General features: G+C 57.8%; 18 protein-coding genes and 1 pseudogene. 11 read left to right on the forward strand and 8 right to left on the reverse strand.

All coding sequences use genetic code 11. The features are described from left to right. Positions 1 to 24: 24 nt before the first annotated feature. Together ACIQV9_RS10445 and ACIQV9_RS10450 are read right to left on the reverse strand one after the other, a co-directional pair. Positions 25 to 543, reverse strand: a complete 519-nt coding sequence (locus ACIQV9_RS10445; protein WP_403100834.1) for an ankyrin repeat domain-containing protein — start codon at positions 541 to 543, stop codon at positions 25 to 27. Between the two features lie 111 nt (positions 544 to 654). Then, entirely contained in the window at positions 655 to 2481 is a 1827-nt protein-coding gene (locus ACIQV9_RS10450; RefSeq protein ID WP_403100837.1) for a long-chain-acyl-CoA synthetase, read from the reverse strand. A gap of 344 nt (positions 2482 to 2825) precedes the next feature. Between ACIQV9_RS10450 and ACIQV9_RS10455 the strand changes: the two genes are divergently transcribed. Continuing rightward, a complete protein-coding gene (locus ACIQV9_RS10455) occupies positions 2826 to 3104 on the forward strand; it encodes a DUF3509 domain-containing protein (protein WP_403100840.1) in 279 nt (92 codons plus the stop codon). A gap of 203 nt (positions 3105 to 3307) precedes the next feature. On the opposite strand, the gene mtnC is transcribed toward ACIQV9_RS10455, so the two are convergent. From mtnC to aroC, 5 genes are read right to left on the reverse strand one after another with little or no spacing between them, the layout of a single operon-like run. After that, positions 3308 to 3991 carry an acireductone synthase gene (gene mtnC, locus ACIQV9_RS10460; protein ID WP_403100843.1) on the reverse strand — a complete coding sequence of 228 codons (684 nt, stop codon included), beginning with the start codon at positions 3989 to 3991 and terminating at the stop codon, positions 3308 to 3310. Positions 3992 to 3995: 4 nt separating this feature from the next. Then, on the reverse strand, positions 3996 to 4541 hold the full coding sequence (locus ACIQV9_RS10465; protein WP_054048581.1) for an acireductone dioxygenase: 546 nt from the start codon (positions 4539 to 4541) through the stop codon (positions 3996 to 3998). A 20-nt stretch (positions 4542 to 4561) separates the two neighbouring features. Continuing rightward, complete coding sequence (locus ACIQV9_RS10470; protein WP_403100845.1) at positions 4562 to 5188, reverse strand: methylthioribulose 1-phosphate dehydratase; 627 nt, start codon at positions 5186 to 5188, stop codon at positions 4562 to 4564. Beyond that, entirely contained in the window at positions 5185 to 6330 is a 1146-nt protein-coding gene (locus ACIQV9_RS10475) for an MFS transporter (protein ID WP_403100846.1), read from the reverse strand. The genes ACIQV9_RS10470 and ACIQV9_RS10475 overlap by 4 nt, the downstream gene beginning before the upstream one ends. Before the next feature lie 34 nt (positions 6331 to 6364). Continuing rightward, positions 6365 to 7456 (reverse strand): chorismate synthase, encoded by a 1092-nt coding sequence (gene aroC, locus ACIQV9_RS10480; protein WP_403100848.1) that lies wholly within the window; start codon positions 7454 to 7456, stop codon positions 6365 to 6367. 83 nt (positions 7457 to 7539) lie between these two features. Here aroC and ACIQV9_RS10485 point away from each other — a divergent pair. Together ACIQV9_RS10485 and ACIQV9_RS10490 are read left to right on the forward strand one after the other, a co-directional pair. Beyond that, positions 7540 to 8539, forward strand: a pseudogene (locus ACIQV9_RS10485) (alpha/beta hydrolase). A gap of 99 nt (positions 8540 to 8638) precedes the next feature. Continuing rightward, on the forward strand, positions 8639 to 9430 hold the full coding sequence (locus tag ACIQV9_RS10490; protein ID WP_403100850.1) for a hypothetical protein: 792 nt from the start codon (positions 8639 to 8641) through the stop codon (positions 9428 to 9430). Positions 9431 to 9555: 125 nt separating this feature from the next. Here the strand turns inward: ACIQV9_RS10490 and prmB are convergent, their stop codons facing one another. After that, positions 9556 to 10464, reverse strand: a complete 909-nt coding sequence (prmB, locus tag ACIQV9_RS10495) for a 50S ribosomal protein L3 N(5)-glutamine methyltransferase (RefSeq protein WP_403100852.1) — start codon at positions 10462 to 10464, stop codon at positions 9556 to 9558. Positions 10465 to 10702: 238 nt separating this feature from the next. Here prmB and ACIQV9_RS10500 point away from each other — a divergent pair, with 238 nt between their 5' ends. From ACIQV9_RS10500 to ACIQV9_RS10535, 8 genes are all read left to right on the forward strand, one after another. After that, on the forward strand, positions 10703 to 11293 hold the full coding sequence (locus ACIQV9_RS10500) for a cysteine hydrolase family protein (protein ID WP_403100854.1): 591 nt from the start codon (positions 10703 to 10705) through the stop codon (positions 11291 to 11293). 130 nt (positions 11294 to 11423) lie between these two features. After that, positions 11424 to 11744 (forward strand): hypothetical protein, encoded by a 321-nt coding sequence (locus tag ACIQV9_RS10505; protein ID WP_010456650.1) that lies wholly within the window; start codon positions 11424 to 11426, stop codon positions 11742 to 11744. 87 nt (positions 11745 to 11831) lie between these two features. Next, a complete protein-coding gene (locus ACIQV9_RS10510; protein WP_403100856.1) occupies positions 11832 to 12389 on the forward strand; it encodes a Smr/MutS family protein in 558 nt (185 codons plus the stop codon). 77 nt (positions 12390 to 12466) lie between these two features. Next, on the forward strand, positions 12467 to 13012 hold the full coding sequence (folE, locus tag ACIQV9_RS10515; RefSeq protein ID WP_003204506.1) for a GTP cyclohydrolase I FolE: 546 nt from the start codon (positions 12467 to 12469) through the stop codon (positions 13010 to 13012). Between the two features lie 101 nt (positions 13013 to 13113). Continuing rightward, complete coding sequence (locus tag ACIQV9_RS10520; RefSeq protein WP_046047502.1) at positions 13114 to 13485, forward strand: glutathione S-transferase N-terminal domain-containing protein; 372 nt, start codon at positions 13114 to 13116, stop codon at positions 13483 to 13485. A gap of 353 nt (positions 13486 to 13838) precedes the next feature. After that, positions 13839 to 15188, forward strand: a complete 1350-nt coding sequence (locus tag ACIQV9_RS10525; protein WP_042932677.1) for an NCS2 family permease — start codon at positions 13839 to 13841, stop codon at positions 15186 to 15188. A gap of 72 nt (positions 15189 to 15260) precedes the next feature. Continuing rightward, positions 15261 to 15890, forward strand: a complete 630-nt coding sequence (locus ACIQV9_RS10530) for a LysE family translocator (RefSeq protein WP_403100861.1) — start codon at positions 15261 to 15263, stop codon at positions 15888 to 15890. Positions 15891 to 16098: 208 nt separating this feature from the next. Further along, on the forward strand, positions 16099 to 19698 hold the full coding sequence (locus tag ACIQV9_RS10535; protein WP_403100864.1) for a calcium-binding protein: 3600 nt from the start codon (positions 16099 to 16101) through the stop codon (positions 19696 to 19698). The last annotated feature ends 99 nt before the right edge of the window (positions 19699 to 19797 follow it).

Genomic DNA, 19797 nt, shown 5'->3' on the forward strand with positions numbered 1-19797 from the left:
GGCAAGCCTCGCTCCTACAGGGCGTTACGCCAGCAACTTCTCTAACTGCGCGGTGGTATCGACAGCGCCCAGGGTCTTCGCGGCATCCAGCGCGGTCACGCCATTGGCATCCTTGGCTTTCGGATCGGCGCCTTTGCTGATCAGGTAATCGACGATTTCGACGCGGTTGAACATCGCCGCCATCATCAGCGCGGTGCGGCCGTCGAAGGACGAGCCTTCCACTTGTGCACCACCCTCGACCAACGCCTTGACCACCGCCAGGTCGCCCTTGAACGCGGCGCCGGCAATCGGGCTCTGGCCGTTGTCGTTGCGGATTTCCGGATCGGCCTTGTGTTCCAGCAGCACTTTTACCGTCTCCACGTGGCCGTGGTAGGCGGCGAGCATCAGCAAGGTATCGCCCTTGTGGTTGCGCAGGTTCGGCGGCAAGCCTTTGGTCAGCAGCGCAGCCATCATGGCCGCATCGCCCTCGCGTGCCTTGTTGAATACCTGTTCGGCAAATTCAGCGGCTTCTTCGGGGGTCATCTGGCGGCTTTGGTCTGACATCGGGGACTCCACTGTCTGTCATTCGGAAAGCCGACAGTTTCCCGAGCAGCCCCGAGGCTGTCACTTCTTTTTTCTCAAGAACCGCCATAGCCACATTCAATAGCGCTGCTTTCAATAACGAAAAGCGCCGCCGTGAATATCCGCCAGCAACTGCGGAGTGACTTGCACGTAAGTCTGGGTGCCGGGCAGCCAGGCGTAGATCGGGTCATCGCCGGTTTTGCTGGGGTCGAAGGCTTCGTCCTTGAGCCGGGTCTTCTGGTATTTGAAGGTTCCGGTGGTCTCCATTTTCACTTTCACCCGCAGGAAAAGCGGCACCGCATACGCGGGCATTTGCTGGCGGGCAAACGCCAGCAACTCGCTGAAGTCCAGGGTTGCCAAGGATTCGGCTGGCGTGATCGCGGCCATACCGGCACGTCCGTTGGTGTTCTGGATTTCGACGCCATACGCCACGGCTTCAGAAATGTTCGGGTGTTGCAGCAGGATGTTCTCGACCTCGGTGGTCGAGACGTTTTCACCCTTCCAGCGATAGGTGTCACCCAACCGATCAACAAACTGCGCATGGCCAAAACCGATGTTGCGCAGCAGATCGCCGGTATTGAAGTAGCGGTCGCCTTTGGTGAAGACGTCGTGGAGCACGACTTTTTCGGTCTTCTGCGGATCGGTGTAGCCGTCCAGTGGCGCCTTGTCGTCGATTCTCGCCAACAACAGGCCCTGCTCGCCTTTGGCGACTTTGCGCATGAAGCCTTTGGTATCACGAATCGGCAGACCGCTGTCGTGATCGTAGGCCACCAATTCCCAGGCCATCAGGGAAAAACCGATGGTGTTGTCGAAGTTGAGGATGTTGGTGAACCCGATATTGCCGTCGCTGGCGGCGTACAGCTCGCAGATGTGATCAACGCCAAAGCGCGTCTTGAACTCGCGCCAGGCGCCGGGCCGCAGGCCATTGCCGATCATCTTGGTCACGCGGTGTTTGCTGTCGTCGGCAGTGGGCGGTTGATCCACCAGGTAGCGGCATAATTCGCCGACGTAACCGAGGGTGGTCGCCTGGTATTTGCGCACGTCGTTCCAGAACTGGCTGGCGCTGAACTTGCGGCGGATGGCAAATCCCGCGGCGCCGCTGATCGCCGACCCCCAACAGACGCAGAGCCCGGTGGCGTGATACAGGGGCAAGGTGCAATAGACGACATCCTCGGGCTGCATATTCAGGGCGATCTGGCCGAAACTCGCCGAGCTGCGCATCCAGCGACCGTGTTTGAAAACACCTGCCTTGGGCAATCCAGTGGTGCCTGAGGTGTAGATATAGAAACAAGGATCGTCGAAAAAAACCTGCTGGCTGCTGGCCGGATTCTCACTGGACGCCTGGGCGCTGGCGCTCATCAGGTTAATGAAACCGTCGGGCGCATGGCCGGGATGCCGGAAGGTGTCTTGATCGGCGACGAACCAGGTGCGCGTCGGCTCGATCGACACCCGCTCGCGGACTGCACTGAAAGCCGGGACCAGTTCTTCGCCAACAATGATCGCCGCCGGCGCCACCAGGTTCAGGCTGTGGGCCAGGGTGTCACGGGTTTGCGAGGTATTGAGCAAGGCGCTGATTGCGCCGACCTTGGCCGATGCCAGAATCGTCACCAGCAACTCCGGGCGGTTCTCGAGAAAAACCGCCACCACATCACCCTTGCGGATGCCTTGGGTGATCAGGTGATGGGCGATGCGATTGGCCCACTGGTTGACCTGTGAATAACTCAGCGTCACGTCGCCCTGCAGCAACGCCGGGCCATCGGGATTGCGCAAGGTCGCTTGCTCGAACGTCCAGCCGAGGCCACACGGTTGGGTCGGGTCCTTGACGTTGGCAACTTTCATGCCTTTCACCACGCGAGGGATGGCTTTAGCAATGGAAGGCAGCTTGCGGAGCATCATGCCCCAGGTAATCGTGTCGCTCATGCTTGCTCCCGTTCGATCTTTTTATTGTCGGGCGGCGGTCTATGAGTCCGAAAATACGTCAGCGGTTCTGGAGCTGTACACGCGGTTTTTGAAATGTTTTGTATCCGCGCCCTGTGCGTTCGAGATCGAGAACCTCAGCGCGGGTGATTGGTTCCATCGAATCGAGGCCAACCACGCAAAATGCAGGATGCACGATGGCCATTCATGCAGATTGCACGAAAGCAAAAAACAACCAAATTCATAAGCTGTTGATTTATATCGATTTTAAAAAAATCAGGTGCTGGCACAATCACTGCAACTACCTCTCCATGCTTGCCAATCAAGTGCTAACGGAGCTGATAGACATGAGCCTGATCCAAGAAAAATTTACCTCCCTGTTCTCCAACTTCGAAGTGAACACCCAACCACGTCCGGATGGCGGCATTCTGCTGACCCTGCGCAGCGCCGAAGGCAAAGTGTTCAAGCGTTCGATTTCGTACCAGCAATTGCATGCCGGCGATCAGCTGTCGTGGGTGATCAGTGCGATTCGCCGTGACTTGGCTGAACAGGCCAGCGAACTGCCGCAGATCTCCATGCTGCAAAGCCAGCAACGGTTTGCTCTGCCGACCTATCACTCGGTGTGAACCTGCGGTTTTGTAAATAAATGCGCCGCACACAAACAGGCCGTGAGAGCTTTCGCTCCACGGCCTGTTTAGTTTCTGGACCTACACCGAGCCTTTGCAGGAGCGAAGCTTGCTCGCGAAGGCGGCGTGTCAGACGGTATTAATGTTGACTGACACACCGCCTTCGCGAGCAAGCTTCGCTCCTACAGGAAGGGTGTTGTGATTTAGAAAGTGGAAGGATCGATCCGCGCAAAGCTGTCGACGGTCACATGCCCCGCCAGCTCTCCGCCTTCTCGGGCCAGCCCGCAAGTAGCCATGCCGGCCATGCGCGCAGCATCCAGTTCCTCGACGATATCGGACAGAAACACAATCTGCGCAGCCTCCACCCCAATCGCCTGGGTGATGCGTTCGTAAGACTGCGCTTCACGCTTGGGCCCTGACGTGGTGTCGAAGTAGCCGCTGAACAGAGGCGACAAGTCCCCCGCCTCCGAGCAGCCGAAGATCAGCTTTTGTGCCTGGATCGAGCCCGAGGAATACACAAACAGTTTGAAACCGTCCTCATGCCAGCGCTTGAGCGCTTCAACAGCGTCCGGGTAAACGTGGCCTTTCAACTGCCCGGCCTGATAACCCTGCTCCCAGACCATGCCTTGCAATGCTTTCAGCGGCGTGGCCTTGCGGTCTTCGGCAATCCAGCCCAGCAGAATCTCGATTACCCGCTCAACGTCGGCGCCCGGCTCGTTGCTGTCGCGGCGCACGGCGGCCAGTTGCTCGGCCACCTCCGCGCGCTCGGCATGCTGGCGAACAAAGTCCGGCAGGTGTTTGGCGGCATACGGAAACAGCACGTCGAACACAAAACTCACCGCGCTGGTGGTGCCTTCGATGTCGGTGAGAATCGCTTTGATCGGCATCGGCTCAGTCCTCAAGACGCGGGAAGCGGCTGGCGATGTCTTCGCCGGTGAACTTGGCGACCCAGCCTTCAGGGTTGTTGAACAGGCGGATCGCGACGAAGTGCGGATGCTCGCCCATGTCGAACCAGTGCGGCGTACCGGCCGGTACGGAGATCAAGTCGTTCTTCTCGCACAGCACGGCGTAGACGTAATCATCAATATGCAGGGTGAACAGCCCACGACCGGCGACGAAAAATCGTACTTCGTCTTCGCCATGCCGGTGTTCGTCGAGAAACTTGGCGCGCAACTCGGCTTTTTGCGGGTGATCGCTGTTCAGGCTGATCACGTCGACGGTGACGTAACCGCGTTCGGTCATCAGCTTGTCGATCTGTTCCTGGTACGCCGCGATCACTTCTTCCTGGCTGGCGCCCGGCTGGATTTTCGCCGTGGCTTGCCAGCGGTCGAAACGCACGCCCTGCTCGGCCAGGGTCGAGGCGATGTCTTCGAAATGGGTCAGCACCTTGTTCGGAATTTCAGGGCTTGAGACGTGGTAAACGGACAGGCTGCTCATCAGGGCAACTCCTTAACGGTTCATGCTTTATGGTTCGAGAGAGAGCGCGTCTTCAACTCGCACTCGAACAAAAATTCAAACGCTTCGATCTGCCGCAGCGCGTCGCTCATGCGCGCGCCCCAGGTGTAGAGGCCATGGCCGCGAATCAGGTAGCCGACGCAATCGGGATGGGCTTCAAGCCAAGGCTGCACCTTGGCGGCGAGACGCGCAATGTCCTGATCGTTGTCGAAAATCGGCACGCGTACCCGGGACTCGTGGGTCGAGACGCCGCTGAAGGCTTTTTGCAGTTCGTAATCTTCGAACTCGATGAAATCTTCTGGCGTCAGGCGCGACAGCACCGTGGCGTTTACCGAATGGGTGTGCAGCACCGCGCCGATCTCCGGGCGCCAGCTGTAGAGCTGGGTGTGCAGCAAGGTTTCGGCGGACGGCTTTTTGCCCGGTTCCAGGCTGTTGCCCGACAGGTCGGTGGCCAGCACATCATCCACACTCAACTGGCCTTTGTGCTTGCCGGACACGGTCAGCAGCGCTTCGGTCGGCGACAGGCGGGTCGAATAGTTGCTGCTGGTGGCCGGCGACCAGCCGCGACCGTACAGAAAACGCCCGGCGTCGATGATTTCCTGGGCGAGGTGTTCACGGGTAAGGCTCATGGCCTGTCCTCTTGCATGCGTGTAGCAATGATAACGGCAGCGGCGAAGGCTGCGAGACTGGCAATACTAAAGGTGAACGTGGCGCCGAGGGCGTTCCAGCTATAGCCGGAATACAACGCGCCCAGTGCGCCGCCGGTGCCGGCCAGCGCGGCGTAAAGCGCCTGGCCCTGCCCTTGCTGGCGCGCACCGAAGCTACGTTGCACGAACTGGATGGCAGCGGCGTGAAAGCTGCCGAACGTTGCGGCGTGCAGCACCTGGGCAAACAGCAGCACCCAAAGGAATTCGGCCAGCGAACCCAGCAGCAACCAGCGCACGGCCGCCAGCAAAAAGCTCACCAGCAGCACCCGCCGCACCGAAAAGCGCGCGAGGATTTTGCTCATGGCCAAGAACATCAGGACTTCGGCGACCACGCCGACTGCCCAGAGCATGCCGATCACGCCTCGACTGTAACCGAGCCGTTCAAGGTGCAGGGTCAAAAAGGTGTAATAAGGCCCGTGGCTCACCTGCATCAGCGCGACGCAAGCGTAAAACGCCAACACGCCGGGATTGCGCAATTGCCTGAGGAACCCGTCTCCGGCAATCCGCTCGCCCTGAACCGGTAGAGCGTTGGGCACCCACAAGCTGCTGACGACAATGCCGGCCATGATCAGCACCAGCGCCACCGGATAGATGTCGAGGCTCAGCCATTCGAACATCCGGCCCAGCGCGACCACGGTGATGATGAAGCCGATGGACCCCCAGAGGCGGATCTGACTGTAGCGCGACGTCTGCCCTTTCAAGTGCGCCAGGGTGATGACTTCGAACTGCGGCAACACCGCGTGCCAGAAGAACGCGTGCAGTGCCATGACCATCGCCAGCCAGGCGTAGGTCTTGCTGACGAAAATCAGCGAGAACGTCAGCAACGTGCAGACGGCGCCGAAGCGCACGATGGCCAGGCGCCGGCCGGTATAGTCACCGAGCCAGCCCCAGATATTCGGCGCCACACAGCGCATCAGCATCGGGATCGCCACCAGTTCGCCAATGCGCGCACTGGAAAAGCCCAGGTGATCGAAGTACAGCGCCAGGAACGGCGCTGTCGAACCGAGCAAGGCGAAATAGAACAGATAGAAACTGGAAAGCCGCCAGTACGGGAGCGCCGCCACGGCCGTCAGGCCGCTGCGGCGTAAAGGTCAGCCATCAAAGCTGACCCAGCACCGGCGTGCTCACGCGCACGTCGGCGTTCTGCCCGCGATGACGCAACAAGTGATCCATCAGCACGATGGCCATCATCGCTTCAGCGATCGGCGTGGCGCGGATGCCGACGCACGGGTCGTGACGGCCCTTGGTGATGACCTCGACCGGGTTGCCATGAGTGTCGATGGAGCGGCCCGGCGTGGTGATGCTCGAGGTCGGCTTGAGCGCCAGGTGCGCAACAATCGGCTGACCCGACGAGATGCCGCCCAAAATGCCGCCAGCGTTGTTGCTGAGGAAGCCTTCCGGGGTCATTTCGTCGCGGTGTTCGGTACCGCGCTGGGCGACGCTGGCGAAACCGGCGCCGATTTCCACGCCCTTGACCGCATTGATGCTCATTAGCGCATGGGCCAGTTCAGCATCGAGACGGTCGAAGATCGGCTCGCCGAGGCCCGGCATCACGCCTTCGGCGACGACGGTGATCTTCGCGCCGACCGAATCCTGATCACGGCGCAATTGGTCCATATAGGCTTCCAGCTCCGGCACCTTGTCCGGGTCCGGGCTGAAGAACGCGTTTTCTTCCACCGAATCCCAGGTCTTGAACGGGATTTCGATCGGGCCGAGCTGGCTCATATAGCCGCGAATGACGATGCCCTGGGAGGCCAGGTATTTCTTGGCAATCGCACCCGCCGCCACGCGCATGGCGGTTTCCCGCGCCGAGCTGCGACCGCCGCCGCGGTAATCGCGCTCGCCGTATTTGTGGTGATAGGTGTAGTCGGCGTGGGCCGGACGAAACAGATCCTTGATCGCCGAGTAGTCCTTGGACTTCTGGTCGGTATTGCGGATCAACAGGCCGATGGCGCAACCGGTGGTGCGACCTTCGAACACGCCGGAGAGGATTTCGACTTCGTCCGCTTCCTGGCGCTGCGTGGTGTGGCGGCTGGTGCCGGGCTTGCGGCGGTCCAGGTCGCGCTGCAGATCCTCCAGGGAAATCTCCAGCCCCGGCGGGCAGCCGTCGACAATGGCGACCAACGCCGGACCATGGCTTTCGCCCGCGGTGGTGACAGTGAACAGCTTGCCGTAGGTATTGCCGGACATGCAGGACGCTCCGTGAAATGAACCTGAATACGTAATGCGCGCCAGTATACGCAGGCTACCCAAGTAGTTCATCCTCGAACCTTATGGGTGCCCGCGAGTCCAACCGGCACCTTTGTGAATGATGGCGTGATGATGCTGCGAGTTCTAGCCTTGAGCCTTACCCTGTTAACCGGCTTTGCCCAGGCCACTGTCCTGCAACGCCCGATCACTTTGGATACCGGCACCGGGGAGCTTTTCGGCTCTTTACTGTTGCCGAAATCCGACACACCGGTTCCGGTTGTCCTGATCATTTCCGGCTCCGGTCCTACGGATCGTGACGGAAACAACCCTGACGGCGGACGTAACGACAGCCTCAAGCGGCTGGCCTGGGTGCTGGCCAAACACAACATCGCCAGCGTGCGTTACGACAAGCGCGGCGTGGCGGCGAGCCTTGCGGCGACGCCGGACGAGCGCAATTTGTCGGTGGAGGCCTATGTCGCCGACGCCGAGGCCTGGGGCCGCAAGCTCAAAACCGATCCGCGCTTTGGCCAGCTGATTCTGCTGGGCCACAGCGAAGGCGCCTTGATCGCCAGCCTCGCGGCGCCCAGCGTCGATGCCGCAGCGGTCATCTCGATGTCTGGCAGCGCCCGGCCGATCGATCAGGTGTTGCGTCAGCAATTGAGCAATCGTCTGCCACCGCCACTGATGCTGCGCAGCAATGAACTGCTCGACAGCCTCAAGGCCGGAAAAACCGACGACAATGTGCCGCCGCAGTTGCAGGTGATTTTCCGCCCCAGCGTGCAGCCTTATCTGATTTCGCTGTTCCGCCAGGACCCGGCGGCGGCGTTCGGCAAATTGAAGATGCCGGCGTTGATCATCCAGGGCAGCAACGACATCCAGGTCGGCGTCGGCGACGCCAGGATGCTCAAGGCAGCCAAACCGGACGCCGAACTGGCGCTGATCGAAGGTATGAACCACGTCATGCGCATCGTGCCCAACGACGTCAAAAGGCAAATGGCCTCTTACAAGGACCCGCAATTGCCACTGGCCGCCGAACTCGGCGCGCGAATCCTCGGGTTTATTGACGGACTTCGCACCAGTTAAGCGCTGTTTGCCCTCCAGTCTTGAAAAAAACGGCCGATAAGCCTTTGTCGCCAGCGTTATGACTGACGACAAGCAGAGCTTGGACAGGATCTCGCCGTTATGACTGATACCCAGACTTCACCCGACACGACCGCTGAAAAAGACGCACCGCCAGCGGTCGAACTGCCGTGGGCGGACGTTCACGTCGAGCACCACAAGATGCTCCGTCTGGCGCCGCTGCAAACCGACCGCAATACCGGTGGGCGACCATTGCGCTTTGTCGAGTTCGGTTACGCCGACCGCCACAGCAAGGACCACAGCCTGATGCGCATGAGCATCAAGCTGCCCGGCCAGCGCGTGCGCAAAGAGCAGAATAATCTGGACGTGTGGGTCGATCACACCGCCAAGCGCGTGCATTTCGAGCCCGAGAGCGGCTTGCAGATTGAACCGATGAACCGTGGCATCGGCCGGTTCATGGCCGCCCAAGGCATCACCTGGGCGAAGAAGCGTTGGCCCGGCTACACCGTCGACGGCACGGACCTGAACAATAAAGATGCGTTGAACGAAGACACCCGCCTGCGCCGCGATCACTTCCTGAAGGCCCATGGTTTTGAAGTGGTCTACGCCGACGCCCAGCATTTGAAAGGCAGCGTCAAAGAAGTTCGGGTCGAAGACCTGGTCGGTGACTGGAACAGCGAAAAGCTGCAAGTGGTGGAAATCCTAGAAGCCGCGCAGATGCTTCAGCAGGCCGAGCAGAATCTGGCCGAGCAGGAAGTGAAGCTGAAGAAGCACGAAGAGAAGGTCAGCAAGTACAAGCGTGAAGACGCCGGGCTGCGCTTTACCATTACGTGCCTGGTGGCGTTTGCGGTGTTTCAGGCGGGGTTGTTGATCTGGATTGCTACGCACCGGTAATGATCTGAGACCGCGGCGCGGCCTTCGCGGGCAAGCCTCGCTCCTACAGGATTGGTGTCGTGCCCAAATGATACGGCACCCACAAGACCTGTAGGAGCGAGGCTTGCCCGCGAAGCGTCCTAAAATCAGACGCGGGAAGCGAACAGGGCCTGATGATCGCGGCACTGTTCCGCGCTCAACATGAACACACCATGCCCGCCGCGCTCGAAATCGAGCCAGGCGAAGTCGACTTCCGGGTACAGCGTCTCGACGTGAACCTGGCTGTTGCCCACTTCAACTATCAGCAAGCCCTTCTCGGTCAAGTGATCCGCTGCCTCAGCGAGCATCCGTCGCACCAGGTTCAGACCATCATCACCGCAGGCCAGGCCCAGCTCAGGTTCATGCTGATACTCGTCCGGCATGTCGGCGAAATCTTCCGCATCGACGTAAGGCGGGTTCGACACGATCAGGTCGAAACGCTGACCCGGCAAGCCATCAAACCCATCACCCTGAACGGTGTAGACCCGCTCATCAACGCCATGGCGTTCAATGTTCTGATTGGCCACTTCCAGCGCTTCGAACGACAAGTCGGCCAGCACCACTTCGGCGTTCTGGAACTCGTAGGCGCAGGCGATACCGATGCAACCGGAACCGGTGCACAGGTCGAGAATCCGCGCAGGCTCGGCGCCCACCCAGGGTTCAAAACGTTTTTCGATCAGCTCGCCAATCGGTGAGCGCGGGATCAACACGCGCTCGTCGACGATGAACGACATGCCGCAAAACCACGCTTCGCCCAGCAGGTAGGCAGTCGGAATGCGTTCTTTGATGCGGCGCTTGAGCATGCGCTGAAGGTTGACCAGCTCGTCCTCTTCCAGATTGCAGTCGAGGTAGCTGTCGGCGATTTCCCACGGCAAGTGCAAGGCCCCCAACACCAGCTGACGCGCTTCGTCCCAGGCGTTGTCGGTCCCATGGCCGAAAAACAGATCCTCCCCATGGAAGCGGCTGACGGCCCAACGGATATGGTCACGCAGGGTACGAAGGCGGGAAGTGATCATGGGGGCAAACTCCAAAAAAAACGACTGGCGATTCTAACAGCCAAAACACGCCACGACGACGCAGGAAAACAGCGGATCAGATGTAGGACACATCCATTTTTGCCGTTGGCTATTGAACAAAACCGGCATCTTGACAAGGCTGCACGCCAGCAATGACGGCGCCTACGATAGTAGCGATTCACAGAACCGCTCAGCCAGAGGACAATGTCGCAAAAGCCCCACTCCAAGGAGCCCCAGAATGTCCGTTCCAAAAACGATGTTTCAACTCAGCGGCCGCGGTTACGCAGCAGCCAATCTGGGTCATGCGACCCTTGTCATCATCGATGCCCAGAAAGAATACCTCAGCGGCCCGCTGGCCCTGACCGGCATGGATGCTGCCGTCGCGAACATCAAGCAACTGGTGGCCGCTGCCCGTGCAGCCGGTCGTCCGATCGTGCATGTGCGCCATCTCGGCACCGTCGGCGGGCTGTTCGATCCACAGGGTGAACGCGGTGAATTCATTCCGGGGCTTGAGCCACAGGCGGACGAAACCATTATCGGCAAACTGCTGCCGAGTGCGTTTCACGGCACCGAATTGCTGGAACGCTTACAGACCCTTGGTTCCCTGGACCTGATCGTATGCGGCTTCATGAGTCACTCCAGTGTCAGCACCACCGTGCGTGCGGCGAAGAACCTGGGCTTTCGCTGCACCCTGGTTGAAGACGCCTGCGCGACTCGGGATTTGCCTTACAAGGGTGGCGTACTCAGCGCCGAGCACGTTCAACAGACCGAAATGGCGATCATGGCGGACAACTTCGCCACCCTTGCGCTCACTCACGAACTGATCTGATTGGCCTCGAAGAGCGGTCAATACCGCCGCTCATCCGCAAAAGCCTCTCATTTGCTGCAATTGACTTAGCCTCAGGAACAACCCGGACAACTCCCGGTCGAAGGGCCGATACCCATTGAGGAAGGTCGGAATGAAGTTATCCGATGGTTTTGATGCACGCCGCTTGCGGCCCAAGGGCCAACGCAACTGGCGTTTTCGATTCGGCGCAGCCTTTGCTGCCTTGCTGGCGACGTGCGGTGTGTTGCTGGCCATGGCCGGTGCCGCCAGCCTGCTCGGCCGTCCCCCGGCCCTGGGCGAATTGAATGCCAGCCCGCTGGGCTCGGCGATCATTCTGGCGGTTGGCCTGTTCGTACTTTATATCGGTGTGTGGCTGTGGCGTCGTTGCCGGCGTCGTTCGCGCCAGTCGCGAGAGCTGAACATGTCCCCGCACCTGATGAAAAAACACGATTGAATCGAAGGCCCGGCGTTTTGGCGGGCCTCAATTGTTATGGATAGCGCCTCGACTTGGGTAAACTGGCCGCCCTTCGCGGAGGCTGACATGCAAGACGACGATTTTTCCCTGTTCAAAAGTGCGATCCAAGGCGTCAAGCCGATCAAGCACGATCGCGCCGAAACCGGCAAACCCAAGGCCGACCGCGCGCAAATCGCCAAGCTGCGCCAGGCCGCGACTGTTCGCACCGATGCCACCACCGTTGATGGTCTGTCCGATCAGTTCGTGATCGACGTCGGCCCGGAAGACGAGCTGATGTGGGCCCGTGACGGTGTTCAGGAAAGCCAGATGCGCAAGCTCAAGGTCGGACAGATTCCGTTCGAAGGCAGCCTCGACCTGCATGGCATGACAGTGGAGAAAGCCCGGGAAACCCTCTGGGCGTTTCTGGCCGAAGCGACCAAATTCGAAATCCGCTGCGTGCGCGTCACCCACGGCAAAGCCGTGCGTCTGGACGGTAAGCGGCCGATGATCAAAAGCCACGTCAACACATGGTTGCGTCAGCATTCCCAGGTGCTCGGCTTCACCTCGTGCCAACCGAAACACGGCGGCGCCGGAGCGGTTTATGTGATGCTCAAACGGACCATGATGGAAGGTCGCGACGAGTAAAGCTGTCGCTTCACGCTTGCAGCGCCGTGTTTGCCACCGTACCCTTGCCCTTTGCGAAAATCCCCACAGGTAGTTTCATGTCCCTGGAACAGAATTACACGGCCATCCTTGGTCAACTTGGCGAGGACGTCTCCCGCGAGGGCCTGCTCGACACGCCAAAGCGTGCCGCCAAAGCCATGCAGTACCTTTGCCGCGGCTATGAACAGACACTGGAAGAAGTCACCAACGGTGCCTTGTTCAGCTCCGACAACAGCGAAATGGTGCTGGTCAAGGACATCGAGCTCTACTCGTTGTGCGAACACCACCTGCTGCCGTTTATCGGCAAGGCGCACGTCGCGTATATCCCGAGCGGCAAAGTGTTGGGCCTGTCGAAAGTTGCGCGGATCGTCGATATGTACGCCCGCCGCCTGCAGATCCAGGAAAACCTCAGCCGCCAGATCGCCGATGCGGTCCAGCAAGTCACCGGCGCCCTGGGCGTTGCGGTGGTGATCGAGGCCAAGCACATGTGCATGATGATGCGCGGTGTGGAGAAACAGAACTCGTCGATGATCACGTCGGTGATGCTGGGTGAGTTCCGCGAAAACGCCGCCACTCGCAGCGAGTTTCTCAGCCTGATCAAGTAATTCGTTACATGAAGAAAACCGGCATTCATCGCCGGTTTTTTTTCGCCTGTGAAAAATCAGGTAAGCTGCGCGCCTTCCGTTCGCCCTGTGAGGCTTATTCCGTGTTCGTAAAAGCGCTTCGTGTCGGCCTTGGCCAACTGATCATCTTCATCGACTTCATTACCCGCCCAGGCAAGAAGCAGCGCCCCGCCGCCGCTCAGGCCCAGGTCGAAACGGCCGCCAAGGACCTGACGCTGTATCAGTTTCACGCCTGCCCGTTCTGCGTGAAAACCCGTCGCACCCTGCGTCGCCTGAATGTGCCAGTGGCGTTGCGCGATGCGAAGAACAACGAACAGGATCGCCAGACCCTGCTGGAGCAAGGCGGCAAGATCAAGGTGCCGTGCCTGCGCATTGAAGAAAATGGGCAGACCACCTGGATGTATGAGTCCAAGGTGATTATTGATTATCTGGATAAGCGGTTTGCTGCGGCCTGATGGTTTTGTGGTGCGCTGACTGACGTCTTCGCGAGCAAGCCCGCGATGAGGCCCGCACCAACACTGCAAATCCCGAACAGAGAAAACCGGCCGATCGCCGGTTTTTTTTCGCCCGCACACTGGCGGTAGACGGCTCGCGAAAACATCCCTCCCGGCGATATATCCCTATTGCCAATCTTTTCGTCTACAAAATCAAAAACATTATTTGCTTTATTTGTATACAAAAGCATAATCCATTTCGTGCGAGTTTCTGACCAGCCGGTCAACAAATTCGCAAATGCCTCAAAGGGCCGCTGCCACCCTCATGGGTCCGGCCCTGGAAATAACAATAAAACTCTTGAGGAGTATTCGCTGTGGAAAGCCGCAAATCCGAAGCCCCGACGCTGGAACTCTCGCCGCCGTTACGCAATGGCTTGCTTGAGCGCATCTTCAAACTCAGCTTGCACGGCACCACGGTGAAGACCGAGCTGATTGCCGGTCTGACAACCTTTATCACCATGGCTTACATCATCTTCGTCAACCCCAACATCATGGCCGACGCCGGGATCGATCACGGTGCCGCGTTCGTTGCGACCTGTATCGCTGCCGCACTGGGTTGCCTGTTGATGGGCCTGTATGCCAATTGGCCGGTCGGCCTGGCACCGGGCATGGGGCTGAACGCCTTCTTCACTTACACCGTGGTCGGCACCATGGGCTACAACTGGGAAACAGCCCTTGGCGCGGTGTTTGTTTCCGGTGTGTTGTTCATGTTCCTGACCTTTTCGCGGATTCGCGAATGGTTGCTCAACAGCATTCCTGTGAGTCTGCGCTACGCCATGGGCGCCGGCGTGGGGCTATTTCTTGGGTTGATCGGCCTGAAAACCGCCGGCATCGTCGTTGATAGCCCGGCCACCCTGATCAAGCTCGGTTCCCTGCGCGAGCCCGGCCCGTTGCTGGCTGCCATCTGCTTCCTGATGATTGCCGTGCTCAGCTACCACAAAGTGTTCGGTGCGATCCTCATCAGCATCATCACCGTGACCCTCGCGGGCTGGGGTCTGGGCCTCGTCCACTACGAAGGCATCATGTCTGCCCCGCCAAGCCTGGCGCCCACCTGGATGGCCATGAATGTTGCCGGCGTGTTCAACGTCAGCATGATCAGCGTGGTGCTGGCCTTCCTCTTCGTGCACATGTTCGACACCGCCGGCACCCTGATGGGCGTCGCCCAGCGCGCCAACCTGGTGAACGCTGACGGCCGGATCGAAAACCTCTCTCGCGCCATGAAAGCCGACAGTGCTTCCAGCGTGTTTGGTGCGGTGGTCGGCGTCCCGCCAGTCACAAGCTATGTGGAAAGTGCCGCTGGCGTAGCGGCGGGTGGCCGGACTGGTCTTACCGCCGTCACCGTAGGTGTGCTATTTATTGCCGCCATGTTTTTCGCACCGCTCGCGGGCATGATCCCTGCTTATGCAACCGCCGGTGCGCTGATTTATGTGGCGATGCTGATGATGGGCGGCATGGCGCACATCGAATGGGACGAAGCGACCGACAGCATTCCGGCGATCGTCACGGCGATCATGATGCCGCTGACCTTCTCGGTCGCCGATGGTATCGCGCTGGGGTTTATCACTTACGTGGTGCTGAAGGCCTTCACCGGTAAGCACAAGGAAATTTCCGTCAGTTTGTGGGTGTTGTGCGCGATCTTCATCGCCAAGTTTATTTTCTTGTAAGCGCTACGCCGTAAGCGTTTCAAATCAGCCTCACCCCGTCGGGTGGGGCTTTTGCACAAAGGGAGGAAAGTGATGAGTCTGGAAACCTGGCTGCTGTTCAGCGGCGCTGCGCTGGTGGTGATCCTGATCCCGGGGCCCCTGTCTTTGCTGATGATCAGCAACAGTCTGAATTACGGTTTGCGCCGGTCTTATCCGGCATTTTTGGGTGGTGTGATTGCTTCGATCTGCTTGCTCAGTGCCTCGGCGCTGGGTCTGGGCGCGCTGTTGCTGGCGTCGGAACAGCTGTTCGGTGCGCTGAAAATCGTCGGTGCGCTGTACCTGTTCTACCTCGCCTGGCAGAGCTGGCAACAGTCGCGCCAGCCATCGGTAGGCGCTGAAGTGCCCCAGGCGGCGCCGGTGCCGCGCTTTCGAGCCCTGTTCGGGCGTGCATTCGTATTAGGCGCGAGCAATCCGAAAGACATTTTGTTCTTTGCTGCTTTTCTGCCGCAGTTTTTGAGCGCCGAACAACCGTTCCTGCCGCAATTGCTGGTGATGATTGCGACCTGGACCGTGCTGGATCTGCTGTGCAAGTTGGCCTATGGGCTGGGTGCGCATGGGGCGGCGAAATATTTACGCAGTGGCAAGGGACAAAGTTGGTTTAACCGGGTGAGCGCAGGACTCTTCAGTGGAGCGGGCGCGGCTTCCTTATTGAGCAATCACTAAACGGATCGCGATAAAACTCGAAAGCTTAATTTCATAAGATTTTATTGACGTCACCGCACTAATAATTGTTTGCCAAGGATGGCAACAACCCACCCCCACCTCGCAACAAACAGCAACACGCGATATAAATATATATAGTTGTCTTTTCAGAACTCCCCCTAACATGGCGCTGCGACCTCGCACACAACGCCTGGAAAAGGAAGTTCTTATGGCAATTGTTTTCCAATCACCCGACCCTGATCACTATAATGCCGTCGAAGTTACGGACATTGACCTGCACGCCAATGAATCCTCACCGACCACTATTGATTTCGGCGAAGAAAGTATCACCTCCGCCCCACAACAAACAAACGTCAATAAAAGCCAGCTCAGCGTTATAGATGAGCTGTTCGGCCCTATCAAGATAGGCTCCCATTCGATTACCCGATGCGCACTCGATGCGCTGGGTGCGACATCAAAGGGTGAGAGATTGAACGGTCAAAACACGTTCTTTCGCCATCCCAAACGGTCTTTTGTCAACTCGTTGCAGTTTGACCCTTTGTCCATTGAAGCCCGCCTGCGCTCCACCGGAACAAGGGACGATTACGCACTCCCCTCATTACTGTTTGAGATGGCGTCGCAACGCCCGTTAACGGCTCCGCCCCTGCTAAGTGAGAAACTCGATACCCCTGCCGACCCTGAACAGTACCGACACAAACTGGACAAACTTCTGAACGCGGCGCAGAAGCTTGATATACGCCACGCACACCTGTCCAAAAGTACACCTGTCTGGGTGAACCGGGTCAAAAGTAGCAGCATGGTCAGCATGGGCACCGGGCTTCAAGCTTTTGGTATTTATAGCGGCCTGCGTGGACTGCAAGACGCTATTGCACGAAAAGATCACGGCGAAGTTGTATTCAACAGCCTTAGCACTTCAGCGGAAGTCACTTCGTTAGCCGTCGAAGTTGCCGTAACGAAACAAGCAAAATACATGATCGAGGCAGGCCAAAATGCTTACAAGGATTTTGCCAAAACCAGCTTCGGCGTTCGGCTGGGGCGTGGTGCGGGCCTGATCGCAAGCGCACTGACGTTACCCTTCGATGTTATTTCCGCCGTTAAATCCTTTAACCATGCAGCGACGGCGACAGGCAAAGAAGCCATGGATCACTATGTCGCCGCAGGCTTGAGCGTGACCAGCGCGGCAATGACATTGATTTTGGGTGCCGCAGCGTTGGCAGGCTTCTCCTTTATCGGCCCGGTAGGGTTGGCAGCCGGACTTCTGCTGGTTGCGGGTTCCCAGGTCTATGCGGCAGTACGCGTTGTCGACGATATCGATGATTACATAGAGCTCACTACCCACGAGCGCCTGCGCACGGGCTGGTTCGCCTTTTGGGGAATCAGCCCCGACGAAAACATACAAACTCGCCACGCGATTGCCAAATCCACCGTTGAACATTCGCGGTTGTTACAAGCGACCGCCCGAAAATTACTGGAAGGCAGTTTAAAAGACAGTACCGAGGTCATTGTAAACGGCAAATTTACGGTAGAACTGACGCCGACACGGGTGCCGAGCTTCGATTGGGATGCCCAACACTACACTTATAAAACCGTCCAGAAACCGCATGTTATTGACAGTGACGACACCCTTGATGCGCGCAACGGAGTGACTGCGGATATGCCCGGTGCGGAGTTTGGCACTCCCGGAGAGAACAAAGGAGCGGTGTGGTTTATTGGCGGCGGAAACGACACCATTCTTGGCATTGAAAAAAAGCCGAACAGATTCTATTACGGCGCAGGTATCAAGAACCTGACCGGGGGCGAAAAAGATGATGAATTCGTTTTCGAGGGTGCCGCCGAACTCCTCAAAAACGGCCCAAAAGACCCTCTACCCACTTCATTGAAAGGTGGTTTGGGCAACGACACGTTAGTCCTCAGCGGCAGCTATCCCGAGCGCAACCGGCAACGATTCGGATACTTCATCGATCTGGACGATGGGCGGCTTTCGATCATCACCCGTGACCAGAGCAACGACAGCCGTTTTAACTATCGACACACGCTTCTGGAGAGCATCGAGAACGTTGAAACTCTGGCGGGCGCGGAAAACAAGGTCATAGGTACCGATGGGCCGAACATTATCAAGTCTCGGGGTCGCGACACCATTGAGGCGGGCGCCGGGGATGACAAAATCTATCTTCTGAACAATCAAGGCTCAGCCTCCGGAGGGCCTGGAAAGGATCACTATGCGGTTGCCCATAAATCCGGCAACGTATTTATTACTGAAGATGGCGTGGACGAGAGCGTCATTGCACTTGACTGGCGAATGGACCTGATTAAAAGCTGGAAGATTGAAGAACAGGAACTGGTCATCACCTCAGGATTTGATCTCGACGACATCAGCGAGAGGGATGTGTACATCAAGGGCGTCTACAAAACAGTCAACAATCAACGACAACTGCAGAACAGAAAGCTGACTTTCCTTACAAAGGACGGCTTTCATTTGATGCCTGAACTTCCTGAAACCATTGAGGCGGCTGACCCGCTCGACATTAAAACCGTCATTACCCAACAGGGAATAACCCAAAATCCGCTCATTCTTTACAACCGTGAATACACGGTCGCACACGACAAAGACACGAGCTATTGCCTGTCGAGAATCAATGAGCATACGACCCTAGCCGTAAAACAACGAAGCACAAACACCCTTGCAACCCTTTACCTGGATTATGCCAGCCATGAACTGACCCGGGCCGAGGCTTACTACAACGTAGACTTGATGCGCCAGCCTGATTTCGATCGCATCATGTATAAAGAATGCGGCATGACCTTTCACTTTGACAGTAAGCGGTTGACTATAAAAAACCTGGCCAGCTCTACCTGGAGCGGAGACCATAGAATCACAAGCCGATTAACGCGCCCCACAAAAATATTGAACCAACATTTTATTCTGATCATGAATGATGGTGTTTCTTATAGAGTCGACCCACCCTCCTTACCCGATACAGCGTTTTCAAACGATCAGTTCGAGATAAACGGCCCGATGGAGCGCACCCGCGAGGTGCCGCTGCCACTAGCGGCCAGAGATGGAAAGTATATTTACCGTCAACCCATGGACAACGAAGCTCATCAGCTGGGCAACCGAGAGAAATGCGTCAAACTTGTCGCTTACCCGGATCAAACAGCCATTGAACATCTAGAGGGCGACGGCTCGACGTACCTTGTCCACCTCAGCTCCGAAATGACGTTAAGCATTTCAACGCCAGGTGCTCGAGCGAACGCCACCGTCAAATCGCAGTCGGCGTCTACCTGGGAATTCGATGCAACAGGCCTCGCCTACACCCGCATCAAACGGGTGGATAACCATCTGCTGATCGGACATACCGTCATTCGTCTTCCTCACTACGACGATCCTCAAGATTTGATCGATCAAATACGTGTCATCACCCCGGACGGGGTTGTCTACAAAGTCGATCTTGATTTTGACGAGATCTACATTGACTCGCTGGATGGCAGGTACTTTAAAGGCCCCCTTCTGAACGAAGGAGCCCTATCGGCAGAACTGACATCGTTGGAAATGGAAGACGTTGTCGTTCGAAACATAGCAATGAGGGATGGCTCTGCCGGCAGTCTGTCTTACAACCTGTCGGATCGTCGCTGGATACTTGATACCGACAAGTCCCGTACTGTCCTTTACGCCGACCTGGTGCCTCTGCACCGGTGCGCGCACCAACTCGAACACTGTTATGAATTAATGGAGTTTGGCATCAACGCCACCCCGCCTGTAAGCGCCGCCAATCTGCGGATACTTCTAGACACGTGCAAACTTTTATAGAGCCTGCTCAAGACAAATATCACTATTAAGTTGAAGCCTTTTGTAGCAAATACCGCCACACCCTATAAATATTTATAGCCTCTCGACAGCTGATCCAAT

The organism is Pseudomonas sp. NPDC099000 (assembly GCF_044759925.1).
In the GTDB taxonomy this organism is placed as follows: Bacteria; Pseudomonadota; Gammaproteobacteria; order Pseudomonadales; family Pseudomonadaceae; genus Aquipseudomonas.

What these genes read in the sequence shown, in the direction of transcription:
- ACIQV9_RS10445 (WP_403100834.1), bottom strand. Translation starts at nt 543, where the DNA reads ATGTCAGACCAAAGCCGCCAGATGACCCCCGAAGAAGCCGCTGAATTT.
- ACIQV9_RS10450 (WP_403100837.1), bottom strand. Translation starts at nt 2,481, where the DNA reads ATGAGCGACACGATTACCTGGGGCATGATGCTCCGCAAGCTGCCTTCC.
- ACIQV9_RS10455 (WP_403100840.1), top strand. Translation starts at nt 2,826, where the DNA reads ATGAGCCTGATCCAAGAAAAATTTACCTCCCTGTTCTCCAACTTCGAA.
- mtnC (WP_403100843.1), bottom strand. Translation starts at nt 3,991, where the DNA reads ATGCCGATCAAAGCGATTCTCACCGACATCGAAGGCACCACCAGCGCG.
- ACIQV9_RS10465 (WP_054048581.1), bottom strand. Translation starts at nt 4,541, where the DNA reads ATGAGCAGCCTGTCCGTTTACCACGTCTCAAGCCCTGAAATTCCGAAC.
- ACIQV9_RS10470 (WP_403100845.1), bottom strand. Translation starts at nt 5,188, where the DNA reads ATGAGCCTTACCCGTGAACACCTCGCCCAGGAAATCATCGACGCCGGG.
- aroC (WP_403100848.1), bottom strand. Translation starts at nt 7,456, where the DNA reads ATGTCCGGCAATACCTACGGCAAGCTGTTCACTGTCACCACCGCGGGC.
- ACIQV9_RS10490 (WP_403100850.1), top strand. Translation starts at nt 8,639, where the DNA reads ATGACTGATACCCAGACTTCACCCGACACGACCGCTGAAAAAGACGCA.
- prmB (WP_403100852.1), bottom strand. Translation starts at nt 10,464, where the DNA reads ATGATCACTTCCCGCCTTCGTACCCTGCGTGACCATATCCGTTGGGCC.
- ACIQV9_RS10500 (WP_403100854.1), top strand. Translation starts at nt 10,703, where the DNA reads ATGTCCGTTCCAAAAACGATGTTTCAACTCAGCGGCCGCGGTTACGCA.
- ACIQV9_RS10505 (WP_010456650.1), top strand. Translation starts at nt 11,424, where the DNA reads ATGAAGTTATCCGATGGTTTTGATGCACGCCGCTTGCGGCCCAAGGGC.
- ACIQV9_RS10510 (WP_403100856.1), top strand. Translation starts at nt 11,832, where the DNA reads ATGCAAGACGACGATTTTTCCCTGTTCAAAAGTGCGATCCAAGGCGTC.
- folE (WP_003204506.1), top strand. Translation starts at nt 12,467, where the DNA reads ATGTCCCTGGAACAGAATTACACGGCCATCCTTGGTCAACTTGGCGAG.
- ACIQV9_RS10530 (WP_403100861.1), top strand. Translation starts at nt 15,261, where the DNA reads ATGAGTCTGGAAACCTGGCTGCTGTTCAGCGGCGCTGCGCTGGTGGTG.
- ACIQV9_RS10535 (WP_403100864.1), top strand. Translation starts at nt 16,099, where the DNA reads ATGGCAATTGTTTTCCAATCACCCGACCCTGATCACTATAATGCCGTC.